We start from the raw sequence: 20,935 nt of genomic DNA, 5'->3' as shown, positions 1-20,935 counted from the left end.
AGGACGGTGTCAATTCATGAATGGATTCAGCCATTATCAATTACACCCGTTCGTCATCGAAGCACTCGATGACGCCCGCATCACAAAACCGACCGACATTCAGTCGCGGATCATCCCAGCTGCAGTAAAGGGACGCGATATCATCGGTCAATCACAAACAGGAACAGGAAAAACGTTATCGTTCCTTCTTCCAATCGTTCAAAACGTCGATCCAAAGCTTCAAGAATTACAAGCCATCATCGTTGCTCCAACGCGCGAACTTGCATGGCAAATTCATGAAGAACTGAAATCGTTACTCGTGAAGGAACCAGACTTCATCAAGACGAGTCTTATTACAGGTGGAATGGATCGCGAACGTCAAATCGGTCGTGTGAAAGTCTCGCCCCAAATCGTCATCGGAACACCAGGACGTATTTTAGACCTATTCAAAGAACAGGCTTTAAAACCACATTTCGTGAAGCACTACGTTATCGATGAAGCGGATCAAATGCTCGACATGGGCTTCTTGCCAGAAGTTGACCGGATTGCGCAAGCTCTTCCAGAACAGCTTCAGATGATGGTCTTCTCAGCAACGATTCCTGAGAAATTGCAACCGTTCTTGAAAAAATACATGAACAACCCGCGTTATGCGCATGTGGATCCAAAACAACAGACAGCGAAGAAAATCGTTCACCATACGATTCCGGTCAAGCATCGTGAGCGCTCACAATTGACGTTGAAAGTCGCGAAAGCGCTGAATCCGTATATCTGTCTAATTTTTACGAATACAAAAGCAGAAGCAATCGAAGTCGAAGCTTTGTTCCTAGAAGCAGGACTGAACGTTGGTTCCCTTCACGGAGATCTTCCGGCACGTCGTCGTAAACAAGCCATCAAAGAAATCAACGATGCGAAGTATCAATACGTCATCGTGACGGATCTTGCTGCACGCGGAATTGATATTTCAGGTGTCTCGCACGTCATTAACCACGGCATTCCAAAAGATTTAGACTTCTACGTCCACCGTGTCGGTCGGACAGGTCGTGTCGATCAAGATGGATTGGCATATACACTGTTTGAAGATCACGAGAACGGCATGATCAATCGTTTAGAGGACCGTGGCATTCAATTCACAAACGTTGATGTCAAAGGAACTCAAATCGTCGAAGTTAAAGAACGTCGCCGTGCGAAGCCGCACATGAAGACTGCCGTCTCGAAGACAGCACATAGCCGTCTTTCGGGTGAAGCAGCAAAAGCGAAAAAACGTGTTAAACCAGGTTATAAGAAGAAACATCAATACAAGCTGAAAGAAACAGCAAAACGTGAACGCATCAAAGAACAACGTGGTGTCGGTCGCGCGCAACGTAAAGAAAACGCACGCAAATCAAAATAATTCCATTGATGACACCCGTGAAATGAAAAAACATTTTTCGGGTGTCTTGTCGTTTTCAAGATTTGGTACACTGTAAAAAGAGAAAGGTGGAAAAGAACATGAAAATAGGTTCACACGTCTCCGTTTCGGGGAAAAAAATGCTGTTAGGTGCAAGTGAGGAAGCGGCATCTTACGGTGCAACGACGATGATGGTCTATACAGGAGCACCTCAAAATACACGCCGTAAGCCGATGGAAGAGTTACGGATTCAAGAAGCATTGCAACATATGAGTGCTAATGGAATAGAGGAAATCGTCGTGCATGCGCCGTATATCATCAACTTAGGGAATACGACGAAACCCGAGACATTCGAACTCGCCGTTTCGTTTTTAGCAGCAGAAATCAAACGAGCAGAAGCTCTTGAAAAGGCGCAACACATCGTATTACATCCTGGTGCGCATGTAGGTGCTGGGGAAGAAATCGGAATCAAACGGATTGTCGAAGGACTCAATGAAGTACTGACAGGTGACGAACAGGTCAAGATCGCGCTTGAGACGATGGCTGGAAAAGGATCGGAAATCGGAAAAACTTTTGAGGAACTTGCTCAAATCATCGAAGGCGTCACACATCATGATCGTCTGTCCGTCTGTCTCGATACATGTCACGTGCATGATGCAGGATACGATATCGTGCACGACTTAGATGGTGTTCTTGAACAATTCGACCGGATCGTTGGACTGGATCGTCTTGGTGTCATCCATGTGAATGACTCAAAGAATATCCGTGGTGCTCGAAAGGACCGTCATGAAAATATTGGTTTTGGTGAGATTGGATTTGATGCCTTACATCGTGTCGTGCATCATCCTGCTCTGGCACATTTACCGAAAATCTTAGAGACGCCATACATTGGTCTCGATCCAAAGAAAAAAGTGGCACCGTATAAACAAGAAATCGATATGTTACGTTCGGGTGCGTTTGATGCAGACTGGCGTCTACCGATTCTAGGAGCACCAGTCGAATAACTCATAAAGGGGTGTCTGTGATGTGTCATATACTCGTCGTTGATGAGACTAGTTTTGCGATACGACAAGCTGTTGTCCACTACTATGAAACAAAGGAACCGTTTTATTTGCCGGCAGAACTGGTAGAGGGAGAAGAGGTGTTTCTTGCGACGACTGACGGTATCATGGCGTATGCTGAAGCCTTGTTCACCGAGTATACGACACGTCCAGAAGATCCATTTTGGTTGACGAATGCTGACGACTCAGAAGGGTCATATGTGTGCCTTGATCTCATCAGTGTGGATTTACGTCATCCCTTACTTGGACGACCACTCGATCAACTTGGTCTTAAAACTGGACCAGTCGAAGGAGTGTTTCGCACGCGTCTGCTTGATTCATGGCAGTATGGGTATTTCGAAACGGATGTACTGACACTCGAACAATCTAAACAACGTCGAATCGAGCGCTTCAAGGAGCGAAATCATCTGGAACAAGTCGCGCGTCAATGTATGCATTGTGAGGAGTCTAGGCAGTCGTTACTGGAATGGCATTTGACACCAGAAGGATATCAGACGGTTTGCCCGACCTGTCACCGATGGTTACATCAACAGATGCTTCATGCGGTGGATACGGCAGCAGCAACGGAAGAGAGTGAGTAAAATCTTTTCCTATTCAAGCAGAGCTCCCACGATCGACATTTAATCATTAAAACCTTAAAAAGAATCAAAAAACAGTTCTCTTTTCTGCGCTGGCAGCAAAGAGAACTGTTTTTGTTTGGATTAGAAAAAGCGTTCTACTAAAAATAGATAGATTTTCATCCCAAGGAAGACACCGAAGATTCCGACGACGGCTGGAAAAACAGGTGGAGCAGGAATCGGCAGTTTCAGTGCGGTGAACACAACGCCGCAGATGACGCCGGCGAGAAGGGATAATAAGATTTGCTGAAGCATACATTTCGTCCTTTCTGCTGTAAATCAGCATTTGAAGTAGAGTACGTGGTAAAACATGACCAACATCATGTAGCATTTTGATCAAGAATGACTTTGTCCTCTTTCTTTTCAATCGTGATCCACTTGTGTGTCAATGGAGCTGTAAAACTAGGTTTTTGTTTTAGTTTGCCGCTCGTATAGTCTTGAATCAGCAGCTGGGATTCACAGCTCTGTTTTCCATCCTTCACGTAATGATAAGATCCATCGGCTGCCTGCTCACGCGACTTTACATTATCAGCAAGGGCGAGGGCGAGACAATCCTTTAAATACTCCTTATGTTCTTCGTCCATGATCGGGAACAAGATTTCAATCCGTTTTCGCATGTTGCGTGTCATCCAGTCCGCGCTTGACCCATACATCAAATCCTGTCCATTGTGGTGGAAGTAGAAGATGCGTGAATGCTCCAAGTAACGGTCGACGATCGAGATGACGCGAATATTCTCCGAAACATCTGGAATGCCAGGACGCAGACAACAGACGCCCCGAACGATAAGTTCGACTTGGACACCGGCGCGCGATGCCTTGTAGAGCCGTAAAATGATGTCTTTTTCCGTTAGACTATTCATCTTAGCAACGATTCGACCATTTCCGTGTTTTTTATGATGATGAATCTCTTCATCGATTAATGACAGGAACTTCTCAAGCATCGCGTTCGGTGAAGTTTGGATAACGTTCCATTCCGGCTGTTCCCCGTACCCGGATAACCAATTGAAGAAGTTCGTCGCATCTTCGGCGATCTCTTCCCGAGCGGTTAATAATCCGACGTCCGTGTATAGTTTCGCCGTCGAATCATTATAGTTGCCGGTACCAAGGTGGACAAAACGCTGAATTTTGCCTTCGTGGAGTCGGACGACGAGCGTGATCTTCGAGTGTGTCTTTAAATCACTATATCCGTAGATGACATGGGCGCCGGCCTTTTCTAGTTGCTTTGCCCATTCGATGTTTTTCGCCTCGTCGAATCGAGCCTTGAGTTCAACGAGGACGGTGACCTGTTTCCCGTTTTCGGCAGCCGTTTTTAAGGCCTTGATGATCGGTGAATCACCAGATACGCGATAAAGTGTTTGTTTGATGGCAAGGACGTTCGGATCATTTGCCGCTTGGACGATGAACCGGACGATAGGATCAAACGTATGATACGGATGATGCAAGAGATAATCGCGTTCGAGTAATTGATTGAACAGATTTTTTGAACTATCGAGTGCTGGTGGGTCGACTGGCATGATCGTCTGATAAATCAAATGATCATATTCAATACCGATTTGACTGTAAAAGGCAAAGGAGAACGTTAAATCAATCGGACCATCCACGGCAAAGATGTCGCGTTCCTGTAAATCAAGCACATCGCGCAACATGTTGAGCAGTTCGGTATTGATGGCAGCTTTTTGAACTTCGAGTCGAATCGCGACTCCCCAACGCCGCTTTTTTAATTCTTTCTCAATCAGCTTTAATAAGTCATGCGTACCTTCCTCGTGAAACGGAAGGTCGGCATTCCGCGTAATTCGAAACGGCATCGCAGACAACACACGATAGCCTTTGAATAGACTATCGATGAAGGCGATGATGACGTCTTCGAGTAAGATGACAGCGGTCGTCTCATCATCTTCTACCGGTAAATCGACGAATCGTGGCAAGACAGCAGGTACTTGTACAAGCGCCAAATTCCGTTTTGTCCCGTCTTCTGCCTCGAGTACCGTCGCGATGTTGAGTGACTTTGACGAGAGCATCGGGAATGGACGATAGGCATCGACGGCGACAGGCGTGAGTACCGGAAAGACTTGTTCACGGAAAAAGGATTTTACATAGGTCGTCTGATCCGAAGTCAGGGCATCATATTTTAAGAATGTAATGCCTTCATCGGATAACGTCTGATTGATTGATTGAAATGCTTCGTATTGCCGATCGACTAACTCCTTTGTTTTCGCTGCGATCGCACGTAACTGCTGTTTGGGTGTCATTTGTTGTTTATTTTCCGGTTTATTGAATCCGGCGAGTACTTCATCCTTTAAACCACCGACCCGTACCATATAGAACTCGTCTAGATTGGAACTAAAGATACCGAGAAACTTAAAACGTTCCATTAACGGATTGCGTGTGTCAAACGCTTCATCCAGTACACGTTTGTTGAATTGGAGCCAGCTAAGCTCACGATTATTGAAATGTTCCGGTATGTCGAGCTTCATGAAGGAAGATCTCCTTTCGTTTCGAAGGTAATCGTACAATCAATGATTCGTTCCAGGTGTTTCTTTTGTTTTTCCGCTTTTTCGACTTCGAATCCATAATCATGATCCCCTGTATCGAGGACGAATTGGAGTTGATCCTTTTGAAGGAATAGCTCCAAATGATCGACAGCTTTTCGCTCCGTCACGTCGAGCGCATGACTTAATTTGAGGAGAGAACCAAGTAGATCGAAGCGATCCAGCGATTTTTCCGTAAACCAGTCCTTGAAAGGTTTCGCAAGCTGGTTCATCCGTTTGGCAGAAGAATAGGAGCTGACAAGCGAGAGAGCAACGCGATCCTTGTGCGTCATGCCATTCATTTCGGTATTCGTCAACAGGTAGAACGTCTGGTCCGATCGTGTATCTGGATTAATGTATTGTCCACAATAAAATAAGCGACTTGCTGAATCGAGCAGTCGTAGATCAGACGCGCGTTCTGAAATCAAGTCGAGCGTGACGAGCTGCCGGTACATCGATTTGGCGAGAGTTCCAATATATGACGCACGATCTCGATTGACCTTATAGTCGCTTTCGAGCTGATAGAGACTTTGCTCACGTACGTTTTCAATCCGACGGTATGCTTCGTCCTGCACATCGAACTCGTAAACAAGACCTTCGCGAAGACCGAGATTACTCATGACGAATTCTTCCGCTTCGATGTGATGAGCTAACTCTTGAATCGCAATCAATGCCGGCAGGAAGATATCAATTCGATCCTTTGAGAGTCCTTCGATTTTCGATAGTTGTTTCGCCGACTTGCCTTCGAGATCGTCCACCATCTTCGCGAGTTCCTTCGCTTTGATTTGATATTGGTGAACACTTCGTAGGGGATAGTCCTGATTCGACTGATGGATCCGAACGAAATTTCGGGCAGAACCACCGACACCGATTAAAGGAAGCTTTTTATTACTCAGCCATGGAATCGATTCGAATTGCTCCCGTAGGAATTTCACCAATTTTTTCTTATCGCTGGCACTTAGTGTCTCGTCCGAAACGAATTGCCGTGTCAAAGTGACGGCACCAAATGGAAAGCTGTGATACGCCACCATTTCGCGATTTTCAATCAAGGTGACTTCCATGGAACCACCACCGATATCGACAGAAAAGCCATCAGTCAGGAAGGTCGAATTGATGATGGCAAAATAGCCATAGTATGCTTCTTGTTCATCTGTCAGAACCTGAATGGAAAAAGGCGTGTTTTCTGTAACGGATTCAACGATGGCATCTCGGTTCGTTGCATTACGGATGGCTGCTGTCGCGACACAGATTGTTTCTTCGACTTCATGGGTGACACCAACTTCATAAAAACGATGTAACGTTTCTTCGAGTAAGGCGATGCCTTCATCATCGAGTGCTCCATCCTCGTTGATGTGAGCAGATAACCGGGCGACGACTTTAATATTAATCTTCTCGATATAGCGACCAGAAGCGATCGGATGGAAGATGACATAACGAATCGAGTTGGAACCGATATCGATGACTGCAAGTTCTTGTTTCAAATGACTCCGACTCCTCTCTGCGATGCGTGCACTAAAAGAATTCCCTCTCTGAACAAGCCGGAAACAGCTAGCTTCTTTCTTTATTGTACCTTGAATGTTTTCTAAGGAGGATAGGAAGTTGCTAGAGTTGCACCAATAATTGGCGGGCGCTATAATAAGACAGTTGATTAAGGCGTAATTATTCCGTTTTACGAAAACGGAAGGAGTGAAAATACATGGAAACACCAATCATCGAGATTGATCAAGTCAGCTATGATTACCCGGATCGTCGGGTGTTGAATCAAGTCTCGTTTCAGGTCGAGCAAGGGCAATTTTTAGCCATCGTCGGTGAAAATGGATCCGGAAAATCGACGCTGATCAAATGTATATTAGGGTTATTGCAACCGAAAGGAACGATTCGTTTATTTGGACAATCCCAATCACAATTCAATGAATGGTGGCGGATCAGCTATGTTTCGCAAAAAGCGGCAGCGTTCAACTCCGGTTTTCCGGTGACTGTCGCAGAAGTCGTTGAGATGGGACTGTACGCTAAAAAAGGACTCTTTCGTCGCTTGTCTCGCGACGATCGAGACAAAGTACGAACGGCCCTCGAAACGGTCGGCATGTGGGAGCGACGCGATTCAAAAGTCGGCGACCTATCCGGTGGTCAACAACAACGTGTTTTCATCGCACGTGCGCTCGTCAACGATCCTGATTTAATGATCTTGGATGAACCAACCGTTGGTGTCGATCAGCGATACGTGAAAGAATTTTATGAGATCTTAGAAGAACTTCGTCGAGATAAGCGCCGGACATTCGTTCTTGTCACGCATGATATTCATTTCGTCAGTAAACTTGTCACGGATGTGATTCATCTGGTCGATGGACGTTTAGGATGTAACTGTGGCATCAAGGAATACTGGGAACTAGATGAACAGACGATTCGCTCCCTCTATCCGGTTCCGGGACGTGTCCTCGTTCATGAAGGGAAGAGTGTCCAATGATTGAAGCGTTCATGACGTTAAAGTTTTTACAGTACGCTTTGGTGGCTGCCATTCTGATCGGATTCACGGCACCATTGATCGGTTCGTTCGTCGTCGTCCGGCGGATGAGCTTAATCGCAGATGCACTATCACACGTCACGCTAGCTGGGATTGCGCTCAGTCTATTGATTTCTGGAATGGTCGCACAATTAGCGGACTTGAATCCACTGTATTTAGGAATCGTGACGTCGGTCATCGCGGCACTGACGATCGATTGGTTGCGTGCGAAGTACAAGCACTTCCAAGAACTCGCAATCCCGATCATCATGGCGACGGGAATGGGGCTTGGGGCAACATTCATCAGTCTCGCGAACGGCTTTTCAATGGATCTCGTCTCCTTCTTATTTGGAACGGTCTCTGCTGTCGCCTTGACGGATGTGTACACGATTCTTATCGTGACGATTGTCGTCGTCATCTTCGTCTTTGCTTTTTACAAGGAATTGTTGTTCCTCTCCTTTGACGAGGAGCAGGCGCGCGTTTCCGGGATTCGCCTTCGCTTAGTGCATATTCTCTTTATGATCGTCGTTGCGCTTGTCATTGCGATCAGTATGCGAATCGTTGGGATTTTGCTTGTCTCAAGCTTAATCACGTTACCGGTTGCGGCAGCACTTCGAATTGCGAAGAGTTTTAAGATGACAATCTTTTTAGCAATCATCTTCGGCGAAATCGCTACAGTACTTGGACTCATCCTGGCTTATCAGTTCGATTTGGCACCCGGCGGAATGATCGTCTTGATTGCGGTACTTGAGCTGATCATCGTGATGCTGTTGGAACGTTTTTGGATAGGAGGGAAAACACATGAAGACGAACATCGAACAAGCGCGTGAACGCATGAAGGCTTCTGGGTTTAAAATGACACCGAAGCGTCTCGATTTGCTATCGTATCTGTTTGAAGTGAATCGTTATGTCAGTGCGCGGGAAGTAGCAGAAGCTCTTCGAACGTCTCATCCTTCGTTAAGTTATGATACAATCTATCGAAACTTGAATGACTTTTCGGAAATCGACTTATTGGAAGTGACGGAATTAGACGGTGAGATGAAATACCGAGCAGCTTGTGCTTCAGGACACCATCATCATCATTTGATATGCCGAATCTGCGGCAAGACGGAAACATTGAATGTCTGTCCGATGGAATGGGTTTCTCCGGTCCAAGAGACTGGCTTTGAAGTTGAGGATCATAAGTTCGAAATTTATGGACGCTGTGCGAATTGTCAACGCATGACATCTTAAATGAAAGAGGATGCCCGGTCGGGCGTCCTCTTTTTGCGTTTTAAAAGACTAGTCCTGTTCAAAACGGGAATAGTCGAACAGAGGTGATGAGAAGATGATTTATGATACACAAGAAGCGCGACAAATCGATGAGTGGGCACGGACATCCGGACTGCCACTTGAAGTGCTGATGGAACGAGCTGGAAGTCACATCGCAACACGTATCAAAGAGCGTCATAGGAAGACGGAGCGAATCTTGATTTTATGTGGGACAGGCAATAACGGTGGGGATGGGTATGTCATTGGACGCGAATTGATACGCGACGGATTTGATGTCACACTACATGCACCATTTGGAGAAAATCGTTCGGATACATCCATCGTTCATGTTCATTATGCAGAAGCGTTTGGACTCGTGACCGAACAACCGTGTGGTCAATATGATGTCATTCTAGATGCCTTATATGGAACGGGATTTGATCCAAAGCGGATGAATCAGGTGTTCGAAGCGCAATGTGAATTCGTATCGGAACAAAAGCGACAAGGGGCACGTATCTATGCAGTAGATGTTCCAAGCGGAGTACCGACGGATCATGCAACGGAATTTAAGGAGACAGCGATTCGCGCAGACGTGACATTCCAATTACATGCAATGAAACGATCTGCCTTTTTAATACGAACAGCACCGTTTTATGGCGAATTAGAAACGATTGATATCGGATTACCGACATTCGGTGAATGGCGCGTATCACCTAAGGGTGTGACCGCCTTGTTCAAGCGGGAACCATACGGTCATAAAGGAACGTACGGGACGGCGCTATTGATTGGTGGAAGTGAGACGATGCCGGGTTCCATCCAACTCGCTACACGGGCAGCCTTACGAACAGGAGTCGGTAAACTACAAGTGGCAACGACGGCACTTGCGAAACATGGAATCATCGCCCAAGCGCCGGAAGCGATGGTCATTGATCAGACGTTACTAGCAATTCAGGAGATGATTCCCTCCGTCTCAGCAGTTGGAATCGGTCCCGGATTATCGCAAGAGGCAGTCGAAACATGGGTGGACTATCTGCTTGAGAGTGATTTGCCGGTTGTACTAGATGCTGCAGCTCTAGTAAAAGAAAGTTATCCCGAACGAACCGCGCCAATCATCGTCACACCGCATATCGGTGAATTCGCCCGAATGACGAATCAGAGTGTCGCAAGTATTCAAGATGATCTTTTTGGTCAGGCAACCGACTATGCCATCTTGCATCAAGTAACTGTCGTTTTGAAGTCTCATGTCATCTTAATCGCGAAACCAGATGGAGGCGGATTCGTCGTCTCTGGTGCATCAAGTGGTCTCGCCAAAGGAGGAAGTGGGGATACGCTGTTTGGCATATTAACCAGCCTTCTTGCACAACATCCAACAGGAGATATCGAAAGAACACTAGCGCAAGGAGCGGAGTGGTATGCACGTGCTTCAAAACAAGTTGAACGACGGTTACATCCCAGTAGTTTGTTAGCAACGGATGTCATCGAAGAGTTAGGACGACTTGAGTTATAGAACACTGGATGTGAGAGAAAAGTCTTCCGCAGCAAGTATAAGGGAAGACTTTTCTTTTTAGGGAATAATTGACACATTCTATATGACAGGAGTATCATCAAGCGATGTCGAAACCTATATACGGAAAATCTACTGGAAAGGAGGGGGATACATGGAGGACATTGTCCGGAAACAACAATGGTGGATTGGAAACTTTGCTCTTTTCATGATGCTTGTTGGTGCTCTAATCATTTATACGACGACGGAAGAGACAATCAAGAATGCATATTTGAGTCGTTCTGTCATTATTTCATTTTTAGTCATCATGGGAATTTTTATTTTTTATATCAGTCGTCGTAAGATGGAAATCGTTTTGCAAACGCACTTATTGTCCTTGATGTTGCTCGTCGTTCCGATTACATCGATTAGCTTTTTACCTTACGCGGCAGTTACCGTTTGGGCAAGTAGCTTTTTGTTTTTGATGATCGCTTTAATCTCCTATCAACGCATCATGATGTGGTACGCCATCATTGTTACCATCGCAACTAGTTTGTACGTCATGGGGAATGTCGATACCGTAACGGTGGAAATTGATCCGACCGACCATTATGGGCGGATTGGTATGATTGTGATTGGCGTATCGATTGCACTTGTCATCAATCACTTGCATATTCGCAATTTAAATCGTTTGAATGACCTTGCGATACAATTACACGATACGGCGCGACGTGATGAAGAAACAGGTGTCTTGAATCGCCAAGGATTAAACGAAATTGATTTTCCAAGATCCGAACAACAGCTCATTTTTGTCGGGATTCATTTAGAAAACTACTATGAGCTGGCACGTTATTTTGGAGAAGATATTCAGTTACAAGTACTACGCGCCTGTATCGAGCGACTCAAGAGACAACTACCTCCTTATCAAGCGTTTGCTCGGATTGAAGCAGGGACGTTATTGATTGTCATGGAAAAGCCGGACGAGGTGGCATGTAAGGAAGCGATGGAAGAATTGAGCCAAGAAATTTCCGTACCATACGAAATCGAGGGGCATCATGTCTATGTCAACATATCCATCGTCATTGATAATGGCGATGGGGCGACCGACAATCGAAAGCGTCGGGTGCAGCAATTATTGACTGCCTTACAAGAAGCAGCGCAACAAAACGAACGTGTGATGTGTATTGACCAAGAATGGCGTAAGGATCAAGAATTACGAGTCAAAGCTGCACAATCGTTAGCACAGGCTAATATTGAAACGGATTTTCACCTCGTCTATCAACTGCAATACGATGTTCGATCAGAGCAATTCATCGGTCTCGAAGCATTGGTTCGATGGAAGACCCCGCTACAGGGAGCCGATCGACCATCCGTGTTCATCCCGATTGCTGAAAAAAGTGACTTGATCATTCGTCTAGGTGAGTGGATCTTTGAGGAAGGATGTAAGACGCGTAAAGCATTGGTCGGTCTGGTTCCGGATGAGTTTACGTTGTCAGTCAACGTATCACCACGACAGTTGACGAGTGAGTCGTTCATGCCATTCATTGAACGAACGTTACTCAAGTACGCATTAAAGCCGCAACAGATTAAGATTGAGATTACGGAAAGTCAGTCGCTCGATTTTGAGAGTCAGTCGATTCATCGAGCGCTCAAGCGCATCAAAACGCTTGATTTCCCAGTTTCGCTTGATGATTTCGGTACTGGTCATGCGTCTTATCACGTCCTCGAACGTTTATTACCGTTACGTCAATTAAAGATTCCGAAGCAATTCATTGAACAAATTGGAGCATCGGAGAAACGACAATCGATTCTTGAGTCGATTTTTCAATTGAGTGAGTCGATGCATGTCGAATGTATCGTTGAAGGAGTAGAGACAGGAGAGGAAGTACGCATTGCCAAAGAAATCGGGATTCATTTGTTCCAAGGCTATTTCTTCGCTAAACCCGTACCACTTAAAGAAATCATCTGTCTGCTACAAAAAACGAATGAAGGAACGATTCATTAATCAAAAAAAGCCACTTCAGTCCGAATTTTTCGGAGAGAAGTGGCTTTTTCATACAATACTTATGATTGGTACAGTCGATATTGATTTCGACCTTGCGTTTTTGCCTCATATAAAGCGGCATCTGCTTGCTTAAAGACCATTTCAGCAGGCTGATGATGAGCGTAAGCAATTCCAGCGGATACGGTGATTGATACGGCATGATCCTGCATCACGAACGGTGTTTGCTGAACGGCTGTTACGATTGTTTCCGCTATGATAACAGGAGAATATTGTTCGCTATCCGGAATAATGATGATGAATTCTTCACCTCCATATCGGCCGACCGTGACTGGTACAGGACAATATTCATTCAATATAATCGAAAAATGGCGTAAGACGGCGTCACCGATGGCGTGACCGTGTGTATCGTTCACAGTCTTGAAATGATCCAAATCGAATAGAATCACACTCCAAGAGGCGTTACTTTTTTCGAGCGTCGTTACTTTTTCTAAAATGACATGTCGATTCGCAAGCCGTGTCAACTGATCGGTCGATGCGAGGTAGGATTGATAGGAGTACAGAACAAAGTGCTGTTGAAGGAGCGAGGATAACCGATAAAACAAAATCGCTCCACCAATCGTTAGGATAAAATAGGGAATATAGATCGTTTCCCATGCATCGACAGGAGAATTGCTTATGATCAGTCGCCAAAGAACAAGTAATGAACCGACCGTGACGATGGCGGAAAAGAAGTACCCTTGTCGTGTGATAAATCGGCGACAAATAAACGAAAGAATTAAAAAACCAAGTAGTGTGATGACAGAACTAAGTAGAACATTCAGTGAAGCGCCGTCATGAATCAAGAACCGATAAAATAGAAGCATCGTTCCTGTCACTGCGATACTGACGTTACCGCCAAATAGGGCGGATAAAGCGAGAGGTAACAATCGTAAATCGATCAGTGCCCCATTTAAATCGATGGCGTGGTGCATAAGGAGAATTCCTGTTACTCCATTCGCGAGTCCGAAATACAGGCGAGTGGACATCATCGAGTCCGGTTGAATCGGTAAGCGATCACGCAACAGATAAAAAGTGAATGTAGAGACAAGAAAGATAATACAGATATTGACGAAAAAGATATTCACTGTCGTAAGCATCATGAAACCCTTTCTATTAGAAAATCTAAATCTAATGCCATTGTATGCTATCTCATCGGATAATGGCATAGAAAATGGAAAAAACAGCCTAATCGGCTGTTTTAACGAATTGGTGCAAATTTTTGAATCTCTTGAACGGCCTCATTCCAGGAAGCGACACGAATGACATTATTCGGTACGGCTTTACGGTTATAAGGTGCATCGAACAAGATTACAGGAATAGAGGTGTCTTCTGCGATTTGTACAGCATTCTCTAATCGATCTTCCATGAATAAATCGAGTGATAAATCACGGACGACTTGTACTTTGTCGTGTGATCCCGTCATGATCAAGGAATCAAGAGGAAGTTCGTGTTGTTTGATCCACTCTTCTGTTACAGGACGAACGAGCTCCGATCGTGCTGTTACGTAATGGAGATCATATTGCTTCCGCAAATTCCATAAGTGATGACGAACATGTTCTTGAGGGATGGATTCACGATAAATGCCTGTCTCGTGACCAGAGTTCACCATGTAGTCCCAAAATTCGATTTGATTCATATCGGTATACGTATGCAATTCATACTCGGACGCCTGATTGAAGTCAATCGACGTTCCGAGATGTTTATTCATGTAAGTGAAGCAAGAGGATGGATGTGTGATCGTTCCATCAATGTCGATTCCAATTTTCATTTACAGTCACCCACGTTCTAAAAATTTTTCTTCACTTAGTATAACATAGTCGAAATCGAGATAGGAAAAAAGACTCCTCGCGAGGGAGGAGTCTTCCACTTATGCGTGATTTGCTTTTTCGGCTTCTTTTTCAGCCTGTTTTTCGAGAACGATTGCATCAATCTCTTTCTTCAATTCTTCGACCATCGTTGCTTCCGGTACTTTACGGATGATTTCTCCGTGACGGAACAATAATCCTTCGTTGCGTGCGCCAGCGATACCGATATCAGCTTCACGTGCTTCACCAGGACCGTTGACCGCACATCCGAGAACCGCGACTTTGATGTTCGCTTGGATGTTTTCGATATAGTCTTCGATTTCTGCAGCGATCGACATCAAATCGATTTCGATCCGACCACATGTTGGGCATGAGATCAATGTCGCCGCATTCGCCGCGAGACCAAATGATTTCAAGACTTCTTTTGCGACTTTTACTTCTTCGACAGGATCCGCTGAAAGAGATACACGAACCGTGTTTCCGATTCCGCGTGACAAGATCGCGCCAAGTCCCGCTGCTGATTTTAATGAACCAGAGCGAAGTGGACCAGATTCCGTGATCCCGACGTGAAGTGGATAGTCGAACGATTCAGAAGCAAGTTGATACGCTTCAAGCGCCAACTGTACGTCTGATGCCTTAAGCGAGACGATGATGTCATGGAAGTCGAGATCTTCGAGGATCTTAATGTGGTGCAACGCACTCTCGACCATACCACGTGCTGTCGGGTAGCCGTATTTTTCAAGAATGTGCTTTTCAAGTGAACCGGCGTTTACTCCGATCCGGATTGGGATGTTTTTCGCTTTGGCTGCTGTCACGACGGCTTCGACCTTTTCGCGGCGACCGATGTTACCCGGGTTGATCCGGATTTTATCGACGCCAGCTTCGATTGCCATGAGTGCAAGTTTATAGTTGAAGTGGATGTCTACGACAAGCGGAATGTTGATTCGGCTTTTGATTTCTGCAAGTGCGAGCGCATCACGTTCTTCTGGACAAGCGACGCGGACGATTTGGCAACCAGCTTCTTCAAGACGTAGAATTTCAGCGACTGTCGCTTCGACGTCGTGTGTTTTAGTTGTCGTCATACTTTGGATGATGACTTCATTATTTCCACCAATGACAAGGTCCCCTACACGAACAGGACGAGTCTTAGAGCGATGGACCATTTTCGGCATATCGAAAATCTCCTTTTGTGGCATACCGCCATATTGTTTATGTTTACCCTTCCTATCATATCGAACTATTCCCTAAAAATCGAGAAACAAGAACGAAAATCGAACATTTACAATTGTTTAATGAAAGAAGGACGTCCGTCAATCCGTCGGACGCCTGATTTTGATACTCATTGAGGTTTGCGTGAAGCGCGTGGCTTCGCGGAACGGGCAATCCATAATGGAACTAATGTGTAGACGAAGTGTCCGATTAGGAGTATCCCGATTCCGAAGCGAGGATAATCGAGTTGGTATAGAAGCATACCGAGTGGGAAAGACCAGAGATTCGTCGCGACCGTGTAAGGAAACGTTTGGCGATACGCCCACGGACGGGGAAGTAACAATCGGACAAATCCCTTCGTTAGATACGCCATAAACAATACGTAAAGTAATACAGCGATTGCGATAAAGATGAAATGAAGGATGAACCAGACGACGATTGGGATGTTTTTTTGTAAAAAGAAGGAATCAATGACCGTCGTCCAAAATGAAATCCAAGCTAATCCACAAAAATAAAGGGAAACATCTGCCAAACGAAGACGCAAAAACGGACGATTTGGAATTAAAGAAGTTTGTAAGTAATTAATCAGTTGACGTAAAAATGACAAGTAAATCACTCTTTCTACTGTTTTAAAACAGATTTTAATTATTTAATTTTTATTAGTAATAAAGGGTTTTTGTGTAATGGTACAGATTAATAAAACCTTAACAAACGGATGTCTCAAAAACTATTTACAAGTTCAACAGACCTTTACATAATGGGGGAGTTGAGAAAATAAACTTTACAAACACATCAATCCACATGAAATAAAGGAGCTGGCAAGATGAACTATGATTTGCAGGAAATGATTTTCACCTTCATCGGTGGACTCGGGATTTTCCTATTCGGTATTAAGTATATGGGAGATGGGCTCCAAAAAACAGCAGGAGACCGATTACGTTATATCCTCGATAAATATACGACGAACCCACTGTTAGGTATCCTAGCAGGTATCGTCGTCACGATTTTGATACAGTCGTCGTCAGGGACGACCGTCATCGTCGTCGGACTCGTTAGTGCAGGTCTGATGAATTTACGACAGGCGATTGGAGTCGTCATGGGGGCTAACATCGGAACAACGATTACGGCCTTCATCATCGGCTTTAACGTCAAGGAAGCTGCGCTTCCAGCAATCGCCATTGGTGCTTTCTTGATCTTCTTCTTTAATAAAGAACGGGTTCAATACATCGGACAGATTTTCTTTGGCTTCGGTGCATTGTTCTATGGTTTGACATTGATGGGCGACGGAATGGCTCCACTTGAGTCAAGTGTCTGGTTCCGTGAGTTGACGGTATCGATGTCGGATAACCCATTGCTTGGTGTATTCGTCGGAACGATCTTTACCGTTCTTGTTCAGTCGTCGTCAGCAACGATCGGTATCTTACAAGAGCTATACGCTGGTGGCATGATCGATATCAAAGCAGCACTTCCCGTCTTGTTCGGTGATAACATCGGAACGACGATCACAGCAGTACTCGCAGCACTTGGTGCGTCGATTGCAGCTAAACGAACAGCAGCAGCACACGTCATCTTCAACATTATCGGGACGATTTTATTCTTGATTGCTTTACCGATCTTCTCGAATTTCATTACTTGGATCACGGGCGCGCTTGATTTAGGTCCAAAGATGCAAATCGCCTTTGCACATGGAACATTCAACGTCGTCAATACGTTGATTCAGTGTTGGTTCATTGCGCAAATCGCATGGCTTGTACAAAAAATCGTACCGGGTACGGATACGACGATTGATTCAAAACCGCGTCATCTGGATCAAAATATCTTGAACCAATCTTCAGCACTCGCATTAAACCAAGCAAAGCTCGAAGTATTGCGTATGGGTGAATTCTCGAAAGACGCACTTGCAAAAGCACAGCGTTACACACAATCGCATGATAAGAAAGATGTATCGGAATCACAACAGATTGAATATGCGATCAACCATTTAAATACAGAAGTCACGAGTTATCTCGTTAAAGTAGCGGCACATGATTTATCAGAACGTGAATCAAATGAGCACTCGTTACTGATGCATGCCGTCAATGATTTTGAACGGATTGGTGACCACGTTGAAAACATCGTCGAATTGGTTGACTTCCAAATCGTCAACCGGATTCAGTTCACATCATCAGCGAAGCAAGAACTTGATGATATGTACGCTTTGACACAAGAAATCGTCGATTGTGCCGTTCGCGCTGTCGAAGAGGATGATGTCACACGGGCTCGAAAAGTTCTCGAACTCGAAGGTAAACTCGATGCACTCGAACGTTCATTCCGTAAGCATCATGTCCTTCGTGTTAACGCTGGCGAATGTACGGGACAAGCAGGGATGATTTTCGTCGATCTCTTGTCGAACCTCGAACGAATTGGCGATCACGCTGTCAACATCACGGATCTCGTCCTTGAACAGCGGACCGCATTAACGAACTAAGTGAAATACGATTTATCTATGACAGCTGATTTCAAAAAATGAAATCAGCTGTTTATTTTTTTGAAATAGCATATTGACAAGTTTCGCCACATCTCGTAATCTAGTAAGAGTAAGAAACATACATCATGGCGGTGTAGCTCAGCTGGCTAGAGCGTACGGTTCATACCCGTGAGGTCGTGGGTTCGACTCCCTCCGCCGCTACTATTACTTAAGGACCCTTAGCTCAGCTGGTCAGAGCAGACGGCTCATAACCGTCCGGTCGCAGGTTCGAGCCCTGCAGGGTCCATTCAGTAAAACGCTTCTCGTTGAAAAACGAGGAGCGTTTATTTTTGTTCCCCCGGGGAATAGTAAAGATATTGTAATAATATTCATACTATAGTAACTAAGGGAGAGCGAAGAGAGATGGAACGTAACCATACGATGATGCAGTTTTTTGAGTGGCATGTAGAGAATGATGGGAAGCACTGGCAACGCTTGAAAGAGCGGGCGCCTGAATTACGTGCTGCCGGCATCACGTCCGTGTGGATTCCACCGGCGTCAAAAGGTCAATCGGATGAAGATACAGGATATGGCATCTATGACGTCTATGATTTAGGCGAATTTGATCAAAAAGGAACGGTCCGTACGAAATACGGTACGAAAGATGAACTCGTCGAAGCGATCCAGGTTGCTCGTGAGAACGATATCGCTGTTTACGCGGATGTCGTCATGAACCATAAAGCAGCAGCCGATGAACTCGAGACGATCAATGTCGTCGAAGTCCATCCGGAAGATCGTTCGAAAGAAATTTCAGAAGAGTTTGAAATCGAAGCTTGGACGAAGTTTACGTTCCCGGGACGTAACGGAAAATATTCAGATTTCATCTGGACACATGAATTTTTCAATGGAACGGATTTTGATGCTCGTGAAGAAAAGACGGGTGTCTTTAAAATTTCCGGTAAAAATAAAGATTGGAATGATCAAGTCGATGATGAATTCGGAAACTATGACTATTTGATGTTCGCGAACATCGATTATAATCACCCTGAAGTCCGAGAAGAAATGATCCGCTGGGGACATTGGTTCCAAGAAACAATTGATTGCCAAGGTTTCCGACTCGATGCCATCAAACATATCAACTATGAATTCGTTCATGAATTCGCAAAATCAATGATTGAAAAAAGTGAAGGTGACTTCTATATGGTCGGTGAGTTCTGGAAATCAGATCTCGATGATTGTCGTCATTTCCTCGATAGCGTCGACTATACGATCGATTTATTCGATGTTCCGCTTCATTACAAGTTCCATGAAGCTTCGAAGCAGGGGCAAGACTTTGATATGACGACGTTGTTTGCGGATACCCTTGTCGAATCACACCCGACGAATGCCGTCACGTTCGTCGATAATCACGATTCACAACCGGGCGAATCACTGGAGTCGTGGGTGGATGACTGGTTTAAACAACATGCTTACGCGGCGATTTTACTTCGTAAAGATGGTTATCCATGTGTCTTCTACGGTGACTATTATGGTGTGCAAGGACCACATCCGGTAGAAGGAAAAAAAGAAATGATTGATGCCTTACTCTATGCACGGTATCACAAAGCGTATGGTGAACAAGAAGATTATCTCGATGATCCACATTGTGTCGGTTGGGTTCGTCGTGGAGTTGAGGAAATTGAGAACTCCGGCTGTGCGGTCTTATTGTCGAATGCCGATATGTGTGAAAAACGGATGTTTGTCGGTGAAGAACGTGCAGGTCAAGAATGGTTTGACTATACGAACCATCAAGATCACCCTGTTGTGATCGACGATGAAGGATTTGGTGTCTTCCCAGTTCCAGGTGGTGGTGTATCAGTTTTTGCTCCACGAGAAGTCGAGTAAATCCGAGGGTCTTGACTTGCGTCAACACAGGTTCTTTTGCTAGTCTTAAAGGGTATTGAAGTTTTCGAAAATAGTACAAAGGGGGACATGAACATGTCAAAATTTGAATTACCAGAACTCGGCTACGCTTATGATGCGCTTGAGCCACATATCGATGCTCGTACGATGGAGATTCACCACACGAAACACCACAACACGTATGTCACGAACGTGAATGCGGCGCTTGAGGGTACAGAACATGAAGGAAAGTCACTTGAAGAACTTCTTCAAAACTTGGATGCTCTCCCAGCAAACATTCAAACTGCAGTCCGTAACAACGGTGGCGGTCACTGGAACCACTCATTCTTCTGGAAACTGTTGAAGAAGAACGATGGTGCTGCTCCAACAGGGGAACTCGCGGCAGCAATCGACGAAGCATTCGGATCATTTGATGCATTCAAAGATGCATTCGCGAAAGCAGCAACAACTCGTTTTGGTTCAGGTTGGGCTTGGTTAATCGTTGATGGTGGGAAATTGGCAGTCGTTTCGACACCAAACCAAGATACACCAGTCATGGAAGGCAAAACACCAATCCTCGGTCTTGATGTTTGGGAACATGCATACTATCTCAACTACCAAAACCGCCGTCCTGATTACATCAATGCGTTCTTCAACGTCGTTGATTGGGATCACGTAGCGAAGCTTTACGCTGACGCGAAGTAATGTGAAAACGAGCGTATCGTTCAATTGTGAACGATACGC

The 20,935-nt window shown here is 45.1% G+C and carries 18 protein-coding genes and 2 tRNA genes; 13 read left to right on the top strand and 7 right to left on the bottom strand.

Annotated features, from left to right (window positions below; genetic code table 11):
* The first annotated feature begins 16 nt into the window (after positions 1-16).
* From F8N00_RS00185 to F8N00_RS00175, 3 genes are all read left to right on the top strand, one after another.
* Positions 17-1,369, top strand: coding sequence for a DEAD/DEAH box helicase (locus tag F8N00_RS00185; RefSeq protein ID WP_023467520.1), 1,353 nt, complete (start codon positions 17-19; stop codon positions 1,367-1,369).
* 98 nt (positions 1,370-1,467) lie between these two features.
* The gene (locus F8N00_RS00180; RefSeq protein WP_058712880.1) at positions 1,468-2,370 is read left to right on the top strand and encodes a deoxyribonuclease IV; all 903 of its coding nucleotides are present in this window, start codon (positions 1,468-1,470) and stop codon (positions 2,368-2,370) included.
* 20 nt (positions 2,371-2,390) lie between these two features.
* Positions 2,391-3,008, top strand: a complete 618-nt coding sequence (locus F8N00_RS00175; protein ID WP_058712879.1) for a hypothetical protein — start codon at positions 2,391-2,393, stop codon at positions 3,006-3,008.
* A 120-nt stretch (positions 3,009-3,128) separates the two neighbouring features.
* Here the strand turns inward: F8N00_RS00175 and F8N00_RS00170 are convergent, their stop codons facing one another.
* The 3 genes from F8N00_RS00170 to F8N00_RS00160 form a co-directional block, all read right to left on the bottom strand.
* Positions 3,129-3,299 (bottom strand): XapX domain-containing protein, encoded by a 171-nt coding sequence (locus F8N00_RS00170; protein ID WP_023467523.1) that lies wholly within the window; start codon positions 3,297-3,299, stop codon positions 3,129-3,131.
* A gap of 65 nt (positions 3,300-3,364) precedes the next feature.
* Positions 3,365-5,518, bottom strand: coding sequence for an RNA degradosome polyphosphate kinase (locus F8N00_RS00165; RefSeq protein ID WP_058265088.1), 2,154 nt, complete (start codon positions 5,516-5,518; stop codon positions 3,365-3,367).
* On the bottom strand, positions 5,515-7,053 hold the full coding sequence (locus F8N00_RS00160) for a Ppx/GppA family phosphatase (protein WP_421017588.1): 1,539 nt from the start codon (positions 7,051-7,053) through the stop codon (positions 5,515-5,517). Before F8N00_RS00160 ends, F8N00_RS00165 begins: the two co-directional genes overlap by 4 nt.
* Before the next feature lie 215 nt (positions 7,054-7,268).
* On the opposite strand from F8N00_RS00160, the gene F8N00_RS00155 reads away from it, so the two are divergent.
* From F8N00_RS00155 to F8N00_RS00135, 5 genes are all read left to right on the top strand, one after another.
* Complete coding sequence (locus F8N00_RS00155) at positions 7,269-8,036, top strand: metal ABC transporter ATP-binding protein (RefSeq protein ID WP_023467526.1); 768 nt, start codon at positions 7,269-7,271, stop codon at positions 8,034-8,036.
* The gene (locus tag F8N00_RS00150) at positions 8,033-8,902 is read left to right on the top strand and encodes a metal ABC transporter permease (protein WP_023467527.1); all 870 of its coding nucleotides are present in this window, start codon (positions 8,033-8,035) and stop codon (positions 8,900-8,902) included. Before F8N00_RS00155 ends, F8N00_RS00150 begins: the two co-directional genes overlap by 4 nt.
* Positions 8,874-9,305 (top strand): Fur family transcriptional regulator, encoded by a 432-nt coding sequence (locus tag F8N00_RS00145; protein WP_023467528.1) that lies wholly within the window; start codon positions 8,874-8,876, stop codon positions 9,303-9,305. The genes F8N00_RS00150 and F8N00_RS00145 overlap by 29 nt, the downstream gene beginning before the upstream one ends.
* Positions 9,306-9,399: 94 nt before the next feature.
* A complete protein-coding gene (locus F8N00_RS00140) occupies positions 9,400-10,830 on the top strand; it encodes an NAD(P)H-hydrate dehydratase (RefSeq protein WP_421017587.1) in 1,431 nt (476 codons plus the stop codon).
* A 151-nt stretch (positions 10,831-10,981) separates the two neighbouring features.
* Positions 10,982-12,811: a GGDEF domain-containing phosphodiesterase gene (locus F8N00_RS00135; RefSeq protein ID WP_023467530.1), complete on the top strand. Its 1,830-nt coding sequence runs from the start codon at positions 10,982-10,984 to the stop codon at positions 12,809-12,811.
* A gap of 59 nt (positions 12,812-12,870) precedes the next feature.
* On the opposite strand, the gene F8N00_RS00130 is transcribed toward F8N00_RS00135, so the two are convergent.
* The 4 genes from F8N00_RS00130 to F8N00_RS00115 form a co-directional block, all read right to left on the bottom strand.
* Entirely contained in the window at positions 12,871-13,950 is a 1,080-nt protein-coding gene (locus F8N00_RS00130; protein ID WP_058712875.1) for a GGDEF domain-containing protein, read from the bottom strand.
* A 98-nt stretch (positions 13,951-14,048) separates the two neighbouring features.
* Positions 14,049-14,618, bottom strand: a complete 570-nt coding sequence (locus F8N00_RS00125) for a 5' nucleotidase, NT5C type (RefSeq protein WP_023467532.1) — start codon at positions 14,616-14,618, stop codon at positions 14,049-14,051.
* Positions 14,619-14,717: 99 nt separating this feature from the next.
* Entirely contained in the window at positions 14,718-15,827 is a 1,110-nt protein-coding gene (ispG, locus tag F8N00_RS00120) for a flavodoxin-dependent (E)-4-hydroxy-3-methylbut-2-enyl-diphosphate synthase (RefSeq protein ID WP_023467533.1), read from the bottom strand.
* A gap of 167 nt (positions 15,828-15,994) precedes the next feature.
* The gene (locus F8N00_RS00115) at positions 15,995-16,480 is read right to left on the bottom strand and encodes a hypothetical protein (RefSeq protein ID WP_421017586.1); all 486 of its coding nucleotides are present in this window, start codon (positions 16,478-16,480) and stop codon (positions 15,995-15,997) included.
* 207 nt (positions 16,481-16,687) lie between these two features.
* Here F8N00_RS00115 and F8N00_RS00110 point away from each other — a divergent pair, with 207 nt between their 5' ends.
* The 5 genes from F8N00_RS00110 (at position 16,688) to F8N00_RS00090 (ending at position 20,896) form a co-directional block, all read left to right on the top strand.
* On the top strand, positions 16,688-18,331 hold the full coding sequence (locus F8N00_RS00110; protein ID WP_035398342.1) for a Na/Pi cotransporter family protein: 1,644 nt from the start codon (positions 16,688-16,690) through the stop codon (positions 18,329-18,331).
* Between the two features lie 127 nt (positions 18,332-18,458).
* A tRNA-Met gene (locus F8N00_RS00105) sits at positions 18,459-18,532 on the top strand.
* Between the two features lie 11 nt (positions 18,533-18,543).
* A tRNA-Ile gene (locus F8N00_RS00100) sits at positions 18,544-18,617 on the top strand.
* A 116-nt stretch (positions 18,618-18,733) separates the two neighbouring features.
* Positions 18,734-20,194, top strand: coding sequence for an alpha-amylase (locus F8N00_RS00095; protein WP_023467536.1), 1,461 nt, complete (start codon positions 18,734-18,736; stop codon positions 20,192-20,194).
* A 93-nt stretch (positions 20,195-20,287) separates the two neighbouring features.
* Positions 20,288-20,896: a superoxide dismutase gene (locus F8N00_RS00090; RefSeq protein WP_016404085.1), complete on the top strand. Its 609-nt coding sequence runs from the start codon at positions 20,288-20,290 to the stop codon at positions 20,894-20,896.
* Positions 20,897-20,935 lie beyond the last annotated feature (39 nt).

The sequence above is a fragment of the Exiguobacterium sp. A1_3_1 genome, from assembly GCF_048985645.1.
Lineage (GTDB): Bacteria > Bacillota > Bacilli > Exiguobacteriales > Exiguobacteriaceae > Exiguobacterium_A > Exiguobacterium_A indicum.
This window is presented reverse-complemented; position numbering and strand designations above follow the sequence as displayed.